The organism is Phytobacter sp. MRY16-398, from assembly GCF_003925915.1.
GTDB lineage: Bacteria > Pseudomonadota > Gammaproteobacteria > Enterobacterales > Enterobacteriaceae > Phytobacter > Phytobacter diazotrophicus.
The window spans coordinates 4,263,720-4,278,683 of the sequence record NZ_AP018756.1; the positions used below are offsets into that span (position 1 = coordinate 4,263,720).

17 protein-coding genes are annotated in these 14,964 nt (G+C 53.0%); 11 read left to right on the forward strand and 6 right to left on the reverse strand.

Features of this window, described 5'->3' with window-relative positions; translation table 11 throughout:
* The first annotated feature begins 55 nt into the window (after positions 1 to 55).
* From rnk to uspG, 3 genes are all read left to right on the forward strand, one after another.
* Positions 56 to 466 carry a nucleoside diphosphate kinase regulator gene (gene rnk, locus MRY16398_RS21005; RefSeq protein WP_071193879.1) on the forward strand — a complete coding sequence of 137 codons (411 nt, stop codon included), beginning with the start codon at positions 56 to 58 and terminating at the stop codon, positions 464 to 466.
* Between the two features lie 146 nt (positions 467 to 612).
* The gene (yldA, locus tag MRY16398_RS31315; RefSeq protein ID WP_350269416.1) at positions 613 to 684 is read left to right on the forward strand and encodes a small membrane protein YldA; all 72 of its coding nucleotides are present in this window, start codon (positions 613 to 615) and stop codon (positions 682 to 684) included.
* Between the two features lie 132 nt (positions 685 to 816).
* Positions 817 to 1,245 (forward strand): universal stress protein UspG, encoded by a 429-nt coding sequence (uspG, locus tag MRY16398_RS21010; RefSeq protein ID WP_041852154.1) that lies wholly within the window; start codon positions 817 to 819, stop codon positions 1,243 to 1,245.
* A gap of 119 nt (positions 1,246 to 1,364) precedes the next feature.
* Here the strand turns inward: uspG and ahpF are convergent, their stop codons facing one another.
* Positions 1,365 to 2,930 carry an alkyl hydroperoxide reductase subunit F gene (ahpF, locus tag MRY16398_RS21015; protein ID WP_041852155.1) on the reverse strand — a complete coding sequence of 522 codons (1,566 nt, stop codon included), beginning with the start codon at positions 2,928 to 2,930 and terminating at the stop codon, positions 1,365 to 1,367.
* A 377-nt stretch (positions 2,931 to 3,307) separates the two neighbouring features.
* Positions 3,308 to 3,871 (reverse strand): alkyl hydroperoxide reductase subunit C, encoded by a 564-nt coding sequence (gene ahpC / locus MRY16398_RS21020; RefSeq protein ID WP_041852156.1) that lies wholly within the window; start codon positions 3,869 to 3,871, stop codon positions 3,308 to 3,310.
* Positions 3,872 to 4,267: 396 nt separating this feature from the next.
* Here ahpC and dsbG point away from each other — a divergent pair, with 396 nt between their 5' ends.
* The 3 genes from dsbG to MRY16398_RS21035 all read left to right on the forward strand — a co-directional run bounded on the left by dsbG (position 4,268) and on the right by MRY16398_RS21035 (position 7,124).
* Positions 4,268 to 5,011 (forward strand): thiol:disulfide interchange protein DsbG, encoded by a 744-nt coding sequence (gene dsbG / locus MRY16398_RS21025; protein ID WP_079498397.1) that lies wholly within the window; start codon positions 4,268 to 4,270, stop codon positions 5,009 to 5,011.
* Positions 5,012 to 5,337: 326 nt separating this feature from the next.
* A complete protein-coding gene (locus MRY16398_RS21030; protein ID WP_103245941.1) occupies positions 5,338 to 6,513 on the forward strand; it encodes a phosphoadenosine phosphosulfate reductase in 1,176 nt (391 codons plus the stop codon).
* Positions 6,498 to 7,124: an IbrB-like domain-containing protein gene (locus MRY16398_RS21035; RefSeq protein ID WP_041852160.1), complete on the forward strand. Its 627-nt coding sequence runs from the start codon at positions 6,498 to 6,500 to the stop codon at positions 7,122 to 7,124. The genes MRY16398_RS21030 and MRY16398_RS21035 overlap by 16 nt, the downstream gene beginning before the upstream one ends.
* Positions 7,125 to 7,130: 6 nt before the next feature.
* On the opposite strand, the gene MRY16398_RS21040 is transcribed toward MRY16398_RS21035, so the two are convergent.
* A complete protein-coding gene (locus MRY16398_RS21040; protein WP_071193882.1) occupies positions 7,131 to 8,291 on the reverse strand; it encodes a pyridoxal phosphate-dependent aminotransferase in 1,161 nt (386 codons plus the stop codon).
* Positions 8,292 to 8,417: 126 nt separating this feature from the next.
* On the opposite strand from MRY16398_RS21040, the gene MRY16398_RS21045 reads away from it, so the two are divergent.
* The 4 genes from MRY16398_RS21045 to MRY16398_RS21060 all read left to right on the forward strand — a co-directional run bounded on the left by MRY16398_RS21045 (position 8,418) and on the right by MRY16398_RS21060 (position 10,960).
* Positions 8,418 to 9,029, forward strand: coding sequence for a methylthioribulose 1-phosphate dehydratase (locus tag MRY16398_RS21045; RefSeq protein WP_041852162.1), 612 nt, complete (start codon positions 8,418 to 8,420; stop codon positions 9,027 to 9,029).
* Positions 9,029 to 9,718, forward strand: a complete 690-nt coding sequence (mtnC, locus tag MRY16398_RS21050; protein ID WP_041852163.1) for an acireductone synthase — start codon at positions 9,029 to 9,031, stop codon at positions 9,716 to 9,718. Before MRY16398_RS21045 ends, mtnC begins: the two co-directional genes overlap by 1 nt.
* A complete protein-coding gene (locus MRY16398_RS21055) occupies positions 9,715 to 10,257 on the forward strand; it encodes a 1,2-dihydroxy-3-keto-5-methylthiopentene dioxygenase (RefSeq protein WP_071193883.1) in 543 nt (180 codons plus the stop codon). Before mtnC ends, MRY16398_RS21055 begins: the two co-directional genes overlap by 4 nt.
* Before the next feature lie 139 nt (positions 10,258 to 10,396).
* Positions 10,397 to 10,960: a hypothetical protein gene (locus MRY16398_RS21060; RefSeq protein ID WP_125125111.1), complete on the forward strand. Its 564-nt coding sequence runs from the start codon at positions 10,397 to 10,399 to the stop codon at positions 10,958 to 10,960.
* Positions 10,961 to 11,082: 122 nt separating this feature from the next.
* On the opposite strand, the gene MRY16398_RS21065 is transcribed toward MRY16398_RS21060, so the two are convergent.
* Positions 11,083 to 11,415, reverse strand: a complete 333-nt coding sequence (locus MRY16398_RS21065; RefSeq protein ID WP_110295805.1) for an SdpI family protein — start codon at positions 11,413 to 11,415, stop codon at positions 11,083 to 11,085.
* A 206-nt stretch (positions 11,416 to 11,621) separates the two neighbouring features.
* Here MRY16398_RS21065 and MRY16398_RS21070 point away from each other — a divergent pair, with 206 nt between their 5' ends.
* Positions 11,622 to 12,074 carry a hypothetical protein gene (locus tag MRY16398_RS21070; protein WP_041852166.1) on the forward strand — a complete coding sequence of 151 codons (453 nt, stop codon included), beginning with the start codon at positions 11,622 to 11,624 and terminating at the stop codon, positions 12,072 to 12,074.
* A gap of 33 nt (positions 12,075 to 12,107) precedes the next feature.
* Here MRY16398_RS21070 and MRY16398_RS21075 read toward each other — a convergent pair whose 3' ends face one another.
* On the reverse strand, positions 12,108 to 13,382 hold the full coding sequence (locus MRY16398_RS21075) for an MFS transporter (protein ID WP_108701816.1): 1,275 nt from the start codon (positions 13,380 to 13,382) through the stop codon (positions 12,108 to 12,110).
* Positions 13,379 to 14,803 carry a M20 family metallopeptidase gene (locus MRY16398_RS21080; RefSeq protein WP_125125112.1) on the reverse strand — a complete coding sequence of 475 codons (1,425 nt, stop codon included), beginning with the start codon at positions 14,801 to 14,803 and terminating at the stop codon, positions 13,379 to 13,381. The genes MRY16398_RS21075 and MRY16398_RS21080 overlap by 4 nt, the downstream gene beginning before the upstream one ends.
* Between the last annotated feature and the right edge of the window lie 161 nt (positions 14,804 to 14,964).

A 14,964-nucleotide genomic window follows, 5' to 3' on the forward strand; every position in this document is an offset into this window, starting at 1 on the left:
GGGTTTTTCTTTGGATCAATCTGGCGGGATTTCGCCTCATGACATGGAGTAATAGATGTCCAGACCTGCAATTATCATCAATGAACTTGACGCTGAGCGCATTGACCGTCTGCTGGAGCAACCCGCTCATGCCAGTCTGCCGGTCGCGAAGGTGCTGAATGACGAACTGGATCGCGCGCAGATGTGCGCCCCCGAAGCGATGCCAGCCAACGTGGTTACCATGAACAGCACGGTAAAATTCCGTGAGCTTAAAAGTGGCGATATCCGCACACGTACCCTTGTATACCCGGCGCAAATGACCGATAGCGCGACGCAACTGTCCGTGATGGCTCCGGTCGGTGCGGCATTACTGGGCTTACGCGTCGGCGATAGCATCCACTGGGAACTGCCCGGCGGTGCGACGACCGATCTCGAAGTGCTGGAGTTAATCTACCAGCCGGAAGCCGCTGGCGAATATCTGCGCTAAGCACGCCATACGCTGTTAAGAGGATGCAGACCGCATCCTCTTTCCCTTTCCCGCTCACCCGAATGTCGCATTTCGTTGTCCCGCTCAGGCTTCTATTGTGGTAAGAGGTTTTTGCCCTGGGTTCGCATATGAGCGAAACATGAATTATCGCCCTTATCTTTTTGATCGTGGCGGCGATTATCGTCGCGGCCGTGCTTTATCTCGAACGACACTGGTAACGCCCGGTTTACCGGAAAATCCTCATTTCTACGAAAACTCCAGCTCAAATAAATAATTGCCAGCGACGTAGCAGAATCATTCTGTCATTCCTGCTCAAATACCAGTGACATAATCTACAGGGAGACACGTTTATGTATCAGACAATCATTATGCCGGTAGATGTTTTCGAAATGGAGTTAAGCGACAAAGCCGTGCGCCACGCCGAGTTCCTTGCTCAGGACACGGGCGTCATTCATTTATTGCACGTTCTGCCTGCTTCTTCCAGCCTCAGCCTGCACCGATTCGCTGCCGATATTCGTCGTTTTGAAGAACACTTGCAGCATGAAGCGCAAACCCGGCTGACCACGATGATAAGCCACTTTTCAATCAGCCCCGAACGTATCCACACCCATGTCCGTCTGGGAAGCGTACGCGATGTGGTCAATGAAATGGCCGAAGAGTTACATGCGGATATGGTGGTGATTGGTTCACGCAACCCTTCTATCACTACCCATTTGCTGGGGTCGAACGCTTCGAGCGTAGTACGCCATGCACAGATTCCGGTGCTGGTAGTACGGTAAAAAAAAGAGGCTGCCTCAGGCAGCCTCTTGATTATTGCAGGTATTGTCCCTTCGTTCTTCGGGTTGCCTGCGCGTTAGCGTTATGCAACTCGAATGCGTTGGGATGTCTTACTTTCTTCTTATGCACGCTTAGTGCGGATCAGGTAGTCGAATGCGCTCAGAGAGGCTTTCGCACCTTCGCCTGTGGCGATAATAATTTGCTTGTACGGCACCGTGGTGCAGTCACCCGCCGCGAACACACCTTTGACGCTGGTTTCACATTTCGCATCAATGATAATTTCGCCCATACGGTTGCGCTCAATGGCACCTTCCAGCCAGGTAGTATTCGGCAGTAAACCAATCTGCACGAAGATACCGGCCAGCGCGATATGATGCACATCGCCGCTCACGCGATCGCGGTACTCCAGCCCCGTCAGTTTGCTGCCATCGCCTTTCACTTCGGTAGTTTGCGCATTCAAGATGATGTCGACATTACCGAGGCTACGCACTTTATCCTGCAGCACCTGGTCAGCTTTCATTTCGGGCGCAAACTCCAGCAGGGTGACATGTTCTACAATGCCCGCCAGATCGATAGCGGCTTCCACACCTGAGTTACCGCCGCCGATGACCGCAACACGTTTACCTTTAAACAGCGGACCATCGCAGTGCGGGCAGTAGGTCACACCTTTAGTACGATACTGTTCTTCGCCCGGCACGTTCATGTTGCGCCATTTTGCCCCAGTCGCAATGATGATACTGCGTGCTTTCAGTACGGCACCGGATGCGGTTTCAATCTGATGCAAACCACCTTCCACGGCAGCCGGGGTCAGTTTGGTCGCACTTTGCGAATCAATCACATCAACGTCGTATTCCGACACGTGGGCTTTCAGTGCGCCCGCCAGTTTTTGACCTTCGGTCTTCGGCACGGAGATGTAGTTTTCGATGTCCACGGTGTCCAGCACCTGACCACCAAAACGCTCACCCATCAGCCCGGTACGGATACCCTTACGTGCGGAGTAAACTGCTGCCGCCGCACCAGACGGGCCGGAACCGACAATCAGCACATCATACGCGTCACGCTTGTTCAGCTCTTCTGCGGCACGTTTTTCCGCGCCGGTATCAATTTTGGCCACGATTTCAGCAAGCGTCATACGCCCCTGACCAAACTCTTTACCATTGACGAAGACAGCCGGAACGCCCATCACATTACGGTCAGTGATTTCATTCTGGTAGGTGCCGCCATCAATCGCCGTATGTTTAATGCGCGGGTTCAACACTGCCATCAGGTTAAGCGCCTGTACGACATCCGGGCAGTTATGGCAGGTCAGTGAGTAATAGGTTTCAAATTCAAAATCACCGTCGATATCGCGAATCTGTTCGAGTAGAGACTGCGCTTCTTTCGACGGGTGACCACCGGTCCACAACAGTGCCAGAACCAGTGAGGTAAATTCGTGACCCAGCGGCGAGCCTGCAAAGCGCGGCCCCTGGTTTGAACCTGGGTTGGTAATAAGGAACGACGGTTTGCGCACTGCCAGCGTGTTGTCTTCTTTGAAAGAAACTTTATCTGACAGTTCAGCAATTTCAGCCAACAGTTCCTTGATCTCTGCCGATCTGGCGCTGTCATCCAGCGTGGCAATCAGCTCAACAGGTTTAGTCAGTTTCTCAAGGTAAGCCTTGAGCTGCGTTTTCATGTTTGTGTCGAGCATTTTTAATCTCCTGGGCTTAAAACATCATCATGCAAGCTGCCTTATTACGACGGCTCCAATGCAACTTGAATCATGGTGCGCGGGATAAAAATCGGGTGCAGAACTGCACCCGATTTCAGACGTAATTTCCGAGTATTTCACGTCAGAGCAAGGCGGCTAGCCTGAGAGTCCCCGGGAGCTTACAGCAGTAAGTGACCGGGGCGAGCAGGTGACGCCAACGCCGCTATGGCGCGAAAGACGACGGAAATTTTAATTCACAAGGCTTTCGTATTACAGAAAGGCGGCAAGCTTATGAATCCCCGGGAGCTTACAAAAGTAAGTGACCGGGGTGATTAAGCGCAGCCAACGCATCTGTAGCGCGAAAGACGCCGTGAATTTTAGATTTTACCAACCAGATCCAGGGACGGAGCCAGCGTCGCGTCGCCTTCTTTCCACTTAGCCGGGCATACTTCGCCTGGGTGGGAAGCAACATACTGTGCTGCTTTGATTTTACGCAGCAGGTCAGATGCGTCGCGGCCGATACCTTCAGCGGTAACTTCGATAGCCTGGATGATACCCTGCGGGTCAACGATGAAGGTACCACGGTCAGCCAGACCTTCGTCTTCACGCATGATTTCAAAGTTACGGGTCAGGGCGCCAGTCGGGTCGCCGATCATCGCATATTTGATTTTAGCGATGGTGTCAGAGCTGCTGTGCCATGCTTTGTGCGTGAAGTGGGTGTCGGTAGAAACAGAGTAAACGTCTACGCCCAGTTTCTGCAGTTCTTCATAATGGTCAGCAACGTCACCCAGTTCCGTCGGGCATACGAAAGTGAAGTCAGCCGGGTAGAAGAAGAAGACGCTCCAGCGGCCTTCGGTATCTTTCTCAGTAACTTCTACGAACTCACCGTTTTTGAACGCCTGGTTTTTAAAAGGTTTGATTTTGGTGTTAATTAAAGACATCTATACTTCCTCCGTGTTTTCGTTGAGGTGTAAGTTAACGATTTTTTTCCGATTCGGCTAATGCGTTTGCATTATCAAATCAATAAGCGTTAGCTAACAACCCGCACAAAACTGCTTAATGTACCGAACATGAACGTGCATAAGGTCGACGGGGATCCCATCGGTAAAAACAAAAAAGCCACCTCACGGGTGGCTTTAGACCTGAAATACCCGTGGGTGCTTCAGCGCCAGTCATACTGGCATCGTGTTGCGCGACAAGATAAAAGTTATCGCACAGACAGTGGGGATTACAACACTCTCGCTGTCACATAACAATGCACGGGCTCCAGATACTGCCTATGGTTGTAATAGGTTTTACCGTCGTTAAATTCATCTCATTGTTACTTAAGGTTTTTTATGCTTAAACGTCTACTCGCCCTTTCTCTTTTGCCTTTCTATGTTCAGGCAGAAGAGCTGCCTGCGCCCGTACAAGCCATTGAAAAACAAGGTATAACTATCATTAAATCCTTCGATGCGCCGGGCGGTATGAAAGGCTATCTGGGGAAATATCAGGATATGGGCGTCACCATTTATGTTACGCCAGACGGCAAACAGGCGATTTCTGGCTATATGTATGACACCGCTGGCACCAATCTGAGTGAGAAAATGATTCAGGATGAGATCTACTCACCGGCAGGTCGGGCGCTTTGGCAGCAGATGGAAAAATCAACCTGGATCCTTGATGGCAAAAAGGACGCACCGCGTGTGATCTACGTTTTTGCCGATCCTTTCTGCCCGTACTGCAGCCGGTTCTGGCAACAGTCACGTCCCTGGGTTGAGGCCGGTAAAGTACAAATCCGCACATTATTGGTTGGGGTCATCAAACCCGAAAGTCCGGCGGCGGCGGCAGCCATTTTGGGCGATAGCGACCCGGCAAAAAAATGGCATGACTATGAGCAATCTCTCGGGAAAATGACGCTGGATTTACCCAAAACCATTCCCCCGACAATCATGAATGTACTAAAAAGTAATCAAACATTAATGGACGAATTGGGGGCAAATGCCACTCCGGCCATTTACTACATGAATAAAGACAATGTGCTGCAGCAGGAAGTTGGACTCCCTGATGAAGAAAAATTGAAGCTGATTTTTGGCGAGTAAGAGCAAAAAAACAAAATAATGGCAAAATGTGAGCCGGAGAAAAACATCAGCGAAAGTTATGATTATTTCTCCGGAACTCTTTTTTTGTTACCAATAATAAACACCTGTAGCAAAACAGCGAACAAACAAACAAAATCACAAACGTAATGAATATAAATACCCCAAAACATTTAAAATAATTATATCATTGAAATCTATAGAAAATTAAAGATTAACTCTTTGTTTAATTTCATTATCATTCCCAGCCTAAGTAGGTAATCGCCTGGGATTAATTGACGGTGAAAATTGACAAAAAAATTCTGGAACAGGATGTTCTGGACGCCAGCATGGAAAGAATTAAATGGACACTGGAAAACTTTCAGAGAGTATGTGTCTCTTTTTCGGGTGGAAAAGATTCCAGCATCATGCTCAATCTGACGGCGCAACTGGCACGTCAGTTAAAAAAGAAAATCAACATCTTATTTATCGACTGGGAGGCTCAGTTTAGCTATACCATCGAGTATGTTGAACGTATGCGTGCTGAATACAGCGATATTACAGAGCGCTTCTTCTGGATTGCCTTGCCACTGACTACACAAAATGGCTTATCGCAATTTTCCCCCACCTGGCAATGCTGGCAACCCGGCGTTGAATGGGTACGGCAACCTCCTGAACATGCGATAACGGATCCTGCCGAGCTGCCTTTTTATCAACACGGCATGACCTTTGAATCGTTTGTCAGTGAGTTTGCCGACTGGTTTGCCAATCATCGCCCGGCAGCCATGATGATTGGTATTCGCGCTGACGAATCTTACAACCGCTTTATGGCTATCGCGTCGGCACGCAAAATGCGTTTCGCCGATGATAAGCCCTGGACTACCGCTGCCCCACGCGGGCATGCCTGGTACATTTACCCAATTTATGACTGGAAAATAGCCGATATCTGGACCTGGTTTGGTAAGACCCAAACGCCTTATAACCCATTATATGATTTGATGTATCAGGCAGGCGTGCCCACGCGCTATATGCGTATTTGTGAACCTTTCGGCCCCGAGCAACGCCAGGGACTGTGGCTCTATCACGTTATTGAACCTGAGCGCTGGGCACTCATGTGCGAGCGGGTCAGCGGCGTCAGCAGCGGCGGGATTTATGCCGGTCAGGACAACCTTTTCTATGGTCACCGAAAACTCACTAAACCTGCGCATTTGAGCTGGCGGGAATATGTCCTTTTCTTGCTCGACAGCATGCCGGAGCAATCTGCGGAGCATTATCGCAACAAAATTGCCGTTTATTTGCGTTGGTTTGAAAAACAGGGCCTGCCACTCATCCCCGATAGCCAGCCCGGGGATGTTGGCGCAAAAGATATACCTTCCTGGCGCCGCATCTGCAAAGTGCTGCTCAATAACGATTACTGGTGCAGGGCACTCTCTTTTAGCCCCACCAAAACAAGCAACTACAAGCGGTATCACGAACGAATCAAAAACAAACGTAAGGAGTGGGGAATTCTATGCAACAGCGATTAATCAGCGAAATTGAAGTATTTCTCGGCGCATTACCTGAGGAAGAACGGATTGAAGCTATCAATGATTTTCGTCGTACTCTCCACGCATTAAGCCCGTTTCGCGATCAGCCTGTCGATTGCGTTTTATGGGTGAAGAACGACCACATTTCCCCAAATGACTACAACCCTAACAATGTTGCACCGCCGGAGAAACGGTTGTTACTGAAATCGCTGGAGGCCGACGGTTTCACCCAACCCATCGTGGTGCAGGAAGACAAACCTCATCACTTCGAAATTGTCGATGGTTTTCACCGCCACGAACTGGGCAAAAGTCGGGCTGCGCTAAAAAGTAAACTTAAAGGCTATCTCCCGATTACTTGCCTGAACAGCGACAGAGCCAGCAAGTCCGATCGTATGGCGGCCACCATCCGGCATAACCGGGCACGTGGTCGCCATCAAATCAATGAGATGTCGGAAATTGTTCGTGAGCTCTCACGGATAGGCTGGACAGAAGAGCAGATTGGCCAGGAGCTGGGAATGGACAGCGATGAAGTGCTGCGCCTGAAACAGATTAACGGCCTGACAGAACTCTTTGCAGGCCGTCGATTCTCGCGTGCGTGGACGGTTAAATAGCGTCGGTTATAGCTTGCATAACCGTTCAGCGGCTGCCAGCAGCGTCGATTCCTGCTTTGCAAAACACAGGCGAATCAGCTTATGCGGGAAGGGGTCGGCGCAGAAAACCGACAGCGGAATAGCCGCCACCCCAACTTCTTTTGTCAGCCACTGGCAAAAATTCACATCATCAAGATCGGAAATGGCGCTGTAATCGGCAAGCAAAAAGTAAGTGCCTTCGCACGGCAGGATCTCCAGCCGACTGCTGCTGAGCGCATTGACCAGCACATCGCGACGAGCCTGATAAAACGCAGGCAACTGGCGATAATGTTCCGGCTCGCTTCGCAGCATATCCGCCAGTGCCAGTTGCGCAGGCGTATTGACCGAGAAGGTCAGGTATTGATGCACCTTACGCAGCTCGGCGCTAATGGCAGCCGGTGCCACACAGTACCCCACCTTCCAGCCGGTCATATGGAAGGTTTTACCAAACGAAGAAACGGCAATCGCCCGCTGACGCAGTTGCGGGTGCGCCAGCACGCTGGCATGGCCCGCTTCGGCAAAGCAAATATGTTCGTAGACTTCATCGCTCAGCACATAGATTTCTTTCTCGCCAATCGCCTGCCATAACGCCGCGAAATCCTCTTTGCGCCACACCGTCGCGGACGGGTTATGCGGCGTATTAAGGATAACCAAACGGGTTTTATCGCTCAGCAGTGCAGCGAATGCCTGCCAGTCCACGCGAAAATGCGGCGGTTGCAGGGCAATACGTTTTAGCACACCACCAGACAACTCCACCGCCGGGGCGTAGCTGTCATAACTGGGATCAAAGCAGATGACTTCATCGCCTTTACGCACCAGCGCGGTGATCGCTGCATACAGGGCCTCGGTCGCCCCTGCCGTCACTGTGATATCGCTGCCCGCGTCCGGTTTGTAGCCATACAGTTCTTCGGTTTTATCTGCAATGGCCTCGCGCAACGCCTGCACCCCGGTCATTGGCGCGTACTGATTCGCCCCTTGTGCCACGTGGTAAGCCAGCCGCTCTTGCAAGTAGCGTGGACCATCAAAATCCGGGAATCCCTGAGACAGGTTGATGGCCTTATACTGCTGCGCCAGCGCACTCATTTGCGTGAAAATAGTGGTGCCTAAAGCGGGAAGTTTACTTTGGGGAATCAGTGCGTTATCGCTCATGGTTGCGTGCCTGCTTGTAATACTGATGTTGCTGCCACTATAACACGATGTTAGTATTTGGCAATCAAGACGCTTAGACGTCTAAACCATAAGATTATTCCTGCCGACGCGCAACCCAGGAAGACTATGACAAACAACCTGCAACTCCATGAGCTCGTTAACGCCTGTCACTGGATAGGCCAGAAAGGCTGGTCCCCTGCCACCGGTGGCAATATGTCGGTGCGTGAAGATGCACAATGGTGCTGGCTGAGCGAATCCGGCAAAGACAAAGGCAGCCTGACGACAGCCGACTTCCTGCAAGTGTCGATCGCCGATAACCATGCGCCGTCGGGGCGTAAGCCGTCAGCGGAAACGGGCCTGCACACGCTGATTTACCGCCTGTTCCCGGATGCGAATGCGGTGCTACATGTCCATACGGTGAATGCCACCGTACTCTCACGCGTTGAGCGCGCCCCTGAATTGCTCATCAGCGGCTTCGAAATGCAAAAATCCCTGCGCGGGCAAACCACCCATCTTGATACCGTGCCGATTGCAATTTTCGATAACGCCCAAGATATTGATGCCCTCGCCCGCCATATTGAACATTACGCGCAAGAACGCCCCTTGAACTATGGCTTTTTGCTGCGTGGTCACGGTCTGACCTGCTGGGGGCGCGATGTGGCTGAAGCGCGTCGCCATCTGGAAGGGCTGGAATTTTTATTTGAATGCGAAATGCAGCGCCGTCTGCTGGAGAAATAATGATCCGCGCGATAGTTACCGACATAGAAGGTACCACCAGCGATATTCGCTTTGTGCACAACGTATTATTTCCCTATGCCCGCGAACGTTTGCCGGCTTTTCTGAACGCGCAGCAGTATATCGAGCCGGTAAAAACCATCCTCGATAACCTGCGTGAAGAGATAGCCCAGCCGGAGGCAACCACCGCCGATCTGCTTGATACGCTTGTGCAGTTTATGGATGAGGATCGCAAATCCACGCCACTGAAAGCGCTACAGGGCATTATCTGGCGTGATGGCTACGTCAATGGCGACTTCACCGGTCATCTTTACCCGGACGTGTTGCCCGCGCTGGAAAAATGGAAAGCCAAAGGTATTGATCTTTATGTTTATTCCTCTGGCTCAGTGGCAGCGCAAAAACTGTTATTTGGCTACAGCGACGAAGGTGATATTACTCATCTGTTCAGCGGCTACTTCGACACCCTGGTAGGGGCGAAGCGCGAGGTTCAGTCCTATCGCAATATCGCTGAACAACTGGGCGTGCCGCCGGGGCAGATCCTGTTCCTCTCTGATATCCATCAGGAGCTGGACGCCGCAGCGCAGGCCGGTTTACGAACCATACAACTGATTCGCGGCGACCATGACGCGGCGAGCCATCATCACCAGGTTCCCTCTTTCGACCACATTAAGCCGGAGCAGATCCCCTCATGAGCGCACTGACGATTTATTCTGACAAAGACGCCAGCAAGCCTGTCTGGCAAAGCACCGACGCCGCCGGGATTCAGCAAAAGCTGAACGCCAAAGGCGTCCGTTTTGAACGTTGGGAAGCCGACCGTGACCTGGGCGCAGATCCATCACCGGAGACGGTGATCGTCGCCTACCAGCACGCGATCGACAAACTCGTTGCCGAGAAGGGCTACCAGAGCTGGGATGTGATCAGCCTGCGTGCCGATAATCCGCAAAAAGAGGCGCTACGCGCAAAATTCCTCAACGAACACACCCACGGCGAAGACGAAGTACGTTTCTTCGTGGAAGGCGCCGGGCTGTTCTGCCTGCATATTGGTGACGAGGTGTACCAGGTATTGTGCGAGAAGAACGACCTGATCTCCGTGCCCGCCGGTACCCCGCACTGGTTTGATATGGGTTCCGAGCCGAACTTTACCGCCATTCGCATTTTCGACAACCCGGAAGGCTGGATCGCACAGTTCACCGGCGATGCGATTGCGGAAAACTATCCGCGGCTGGCGTGAGTTCCCGCCCCCTTGTTGTGGCCCTGCATTCACGCGGGGCTTTTTTTGGCCCCTACCCATTCCTGTAGCCTGTCTTTTCTCCTGCTAAACCCGGCCTATACTTGCTCTTTTTGCGAATGCGATTCACAGGGAAGGAAGAATGAAGAAAATCATATTGATGCTCCTGGCGATGGTGCTGAGCGGTTGCGCCACCACGGTGCCAATGCCGAAAGAGGACACTCTCGACTACCTGCGGGTGACGGAAAATAATATTACGGTCATGTCAGACAAGTACGGCTATGTCTTTAAACGTGATAAGACCCGTGATGTTTATAACGACTACAAAGCCTTTTATGACGAGTTCGGGGATAAAAGCCCCGGTGTGGCGGTCTACTTTGTGGTGAAAGATAAAGATGTCACGGCGGAATATCGCGCGATTGTCGATGCGACACAGTTAACATACGCCCAGAAGGACAGGCTCAAATATCATTATAACGCGCATGTGATGGAGTCCGGGAAAACGATGGTCGCCGTGTTTAAAGCCAAAGGCACTTATGATGGGAGCCTGCATTACTCTACCGCTGACGCGACCAGACTGGATCCTCCTGTGACGGTGACGATCACCGACAAAACCGAACAGAATGTGAGTTATATGGCGCCGTTGATGATCCCCATTTTCCCGCTGGTGATGATGTACGGTTGCGCGAAGGGACCCTGTGTTTAAGGGATGCAACGATACCTGCCCCCGGATGGCGGCGTAACCGCCCTACCCGGGCCACCGCTCGCCGAACCGGGCTTGCTCGTAGCCCGGCTAAGCGCAGCGCCAGCCGGGAAACGCCAGGCGCATCATTTCCGCGCCAGGATCCTCGCTCTCGCCTGGGTAAAAAACACAGGCACCAGCACTTCAAGCATAAACAATACCAGGCTTATCTTTTGGTTATCCTCACCCGGACGCCAGTTCCCGAGGATGGCCGAGAGCACAAAAAATACCACGCCCGCTGTCAGCATCGCGATGCCATACAGACGATTGGCCCGATACCACAGCTCGTCATCATTGCGCGTTCGCGCGGTTCTTATCCCATACCAGCGGTTCGGTTTCACCTTCTGCAAAAGCAGCGGAATGGCAATAGCCATTAATATCAGACTGGTGATACTCAGCCAGATAAAATTCATATCCATCAGCGACTCTCCCTTTAAACGCCTATATCCCCGAAAAAGGGATATTCACTGTCATGATGGATGGTAGAGGAAAATTAACGGACGAATAAGAGTAACGTCATATTTTGATTAACTTTAGAGGGAGATGTAACAGCTTGCTGCTAGTCATGCCACGGCTCAACACCGTAGGATTCCTCTCCTGACCTTACGGCCTCGAGAATGGATGCGTGAAATATCCCCTGTTTTTATTATTACTGACTTTACCAGCACTGGCGGCACGTGCGGATGACGCCGTCAAACTTAACTGCCCGCCCCGTGGGGCCATCACCGTCTCCTTTTTTGATTACTATCTCATCACCATGAAATGGGGGGATCACTTCCAGGTCGCCTCAGGCAAATTGCAAAGCCACACCAAAGCCGGAGTACCTTTCTGGACCACCACCTTTGGCAATGGCGACGATCTGGCCTATTTCCCCAACTCCCATCAGTACTATCTGTTTTATGCGGGTTCGCGCGATCCTGTGCAATGTTCGGAACAGGAAAGCTACGTCTATCCGGTCATTACTCCGCCGCGTTATGAAAACAATATCGTCAGCAGCAAAAAAAGTGCGCCGCAGACGCCAAACAGTGAAATTGATAATTCTCAGGTGATTTTGCCGGGTTCCGGCGCACAGGGATAACCCCTCTCCGAACAGAGAGGGGCAGCTTGCTGATTAACGAAGTTGTTTTTGCGTATGCCACAGCGCGGCAACGCTCAGGAACACGGTAACCATCAGGTAGAAGCCCGGTGCGAAGTGGCTGCCGGTTGCGCTGATAAGCAGCGTACAGATAAATGGCGCAAACCCGCCGAATACCGTGACGGCGATGTTGTAACTGATGGACATCCCACTGGCCCGGGTCGATACCGGGAAAATATCCGCCATCACCGACGGAATGGTCGAGAAGTAGATGGATTTCAACAGCGCCATCCATCCCACCAGCAGTGAAAGCGACAGGGGCGTGACATTCAGGCTGGTCAGCCAGAATGCGGGCAGCAGCGTAAACGCCAGCAGGCCCAACGCGGTCCATAGCAGACGCTCACGCCCGACACGCTCCGCCAGCAGGCCACCTATCGGCGTCACCACGGTAAGAATCACCCCGGCCAGCAAGGTCGCGCTGTAGGCGGATGACGCGGGCAGGCCAAGACTTTTGGTCGCCCAGGTCGGCACATAATTGAGCATGTAGTTAATTGCCGTGGAGACCACCATCAGACCAATCGCCAGCGCCAACAGGCGTTTTTGCGAACCCAACAGTTGCTTCACCGGATGACGCGGCTTCTCGATCTCAACATACGCTTCAGGCTCGTGCACATGGCGACGGATCCACAGCCCAACCGGGCCAATCAGCAAACCAAAGGCGAACGGCACGCGCCATCCCCAGTCCAACAACTGCTCCGGCGTCAGCCAGTGTGCCAGGCCCAGACCAAAGGCGGATGCCATCAGTGTACTGGCTCCTTGAGTGGCGAACTGCCAACTGGCGATAAAGGTCTTACGCTCCGGGAAGTGCTCCACAAGAAACGCCGTCGAACTACCAAACTCACCGCCTGCGGAGAAGCCCTGAATCAGGCGCGCCAGCAAAATCAGCAGCGGCGCGGCCAAACCGAGGGTGGCATAACCGGGCATAAAGGTGATCATCGCCCCGCCCAGCATCATCAGGTTGATAGAGAGCAGCAGCGAGGCCTTACGACCGTGTTTATCGGCATAAGCGCCAAGCACCACCGCTCCCAGCGGGCGAATCAAAAAGGCGATACCAAAGCTACCGAAAGCGAGCAGCAGCGAGACCGTTGGATTAGTCGTCGGGAAAAAGACCTGGGCAATATAGCTGGCAAAGAAGCCGTACACCGCAATATCAAACCACTCCAGGGCATTACCAATACAGGTGGCAAAAAGCGTTTTCGCCAGGTTCGGGCGCACGCTGCCCTGCTCTGTCTCACGGGCGAGAGTTGTCATTTTGCACCTCCATTCTGATGCGCCTGATGGCTGGCAAGCAGTGCCGCTCCCCGCTCGCCCAAATCCCAGAACAGGCGGGTCATGATCGCCAGCCCCTCGCGGGCAATGGCAATCGGCAGGTGCTCGTCCGGCGCATGCTGGCCGCAGGCCGGATACGAATGCGGCACCCACAGCGTTGGCAGGCCCAAAATCCCGGCAAACACATCATTAGGCAGCGAGCCGCCGAGGTTCGGCAACAGGGCCGGTTTCTTGCCGGTCGTCTCCGCCATGGCTTCAAGCGTCCAGTTCACCAGCGGATCGGTCGGGTCAAAGCGCGTTGCAGGGGTGCCGCGCACTTCGCTGATGGTCACCATAGAAAAGCCGTGCGCGTCCAGATGCGCACGAACCGCCTGCTCCAGATGTTCCCAGTCGGTACCCACCACGAAGCGCAACTGGCAGACCGCTGTCGCCTGCCCCGGGATCGCGTTCATGGGCTGTGCCGGATTCCCTGTCAGGAAAGAGAGCACTTCCAGGGTATTCCAGCCAAACAGTTTTTCTGCCGCCGACAATCCGGGCTCGCCCCAGTTCGGGTCGGTGATGGGATCGTTTTCGCCACGTGCCGGGGTGATATCCGCCAGAATGGCTTTCAGTTCCGGCGTTAAGGCGGGCGGTTTCAGCGCCGCAATCTGGATTTCGCCTTTACCATCCACCAGGCTCGCGATGGCGTTTGCCAGTTGCGTACCGGGGTTGCTCAGCAGCCCGCCCCAGTTGCCAGAGTGATAATCTTTGGCGCGCGCATTAATGGTCAGACGGAAGTTGGCGCAGCCACGTGAACCGAGGAATAGCGTCGGGCGCTCTGCACTCAGGCGCGGTCCATCAGAGGCGATAAACAGGTCTGCATTGATGCGTGCTTTAAGTTGTTCGCAGACGGCGGCCAGCCCCGGCGAACTCACCTCTTCGCCCATTTCGCACAGCCAGACGCAGTTAAACCCCAGCCGACCGTTACGCGCGTGATAAACCTGCTCCAGTGCGGCGAGGTTAACCGAATGTTGACCTTTGTTGTCAGCCGTACCGCGTCCGTACCAGTTGCCATCACGCTCGACCAGCGTCCACGGCGAAAGCCCTTCGGCCCAGCGCGCATCGTCACCGAAGACCACATCGCCATGTCCGTAGCACATCACGGTGGGCAGCGTCGGGTCTTCTTCGCGGCTGGCGAGTAAAAATGGTCGGGCGGCATTGACCGGGTTAGCAATCACCTCGGTCGTAAAGCCCAATTCCTGAAAAGCGGGAATGAATACGTCGTTGTAATAGCGTGTGAGCGCGTCATCCCTGTCATTACGCTGGCTTTCGCTGGGGATTGCCACCCGGCTGGCAAGGATGCTTTTAAAATGGCCGCTGTCGAACCACGCCAGCGCCTGGTCGACGATCTGTTGTGTTGTCATGTTGTTTGCCCTGTCTGTCCCCGTCAAATGTCGAGCCGCAGTTGCGTGGCTGCAACGCGAATTTTTCAGGGTTCATTTGCTGCCGATGGCGCAATGAGATGTTGTTGTCTTTTTGTTCTAAACCAGAACAGAGCCTTGCCACAATAATAATAATTGTAATT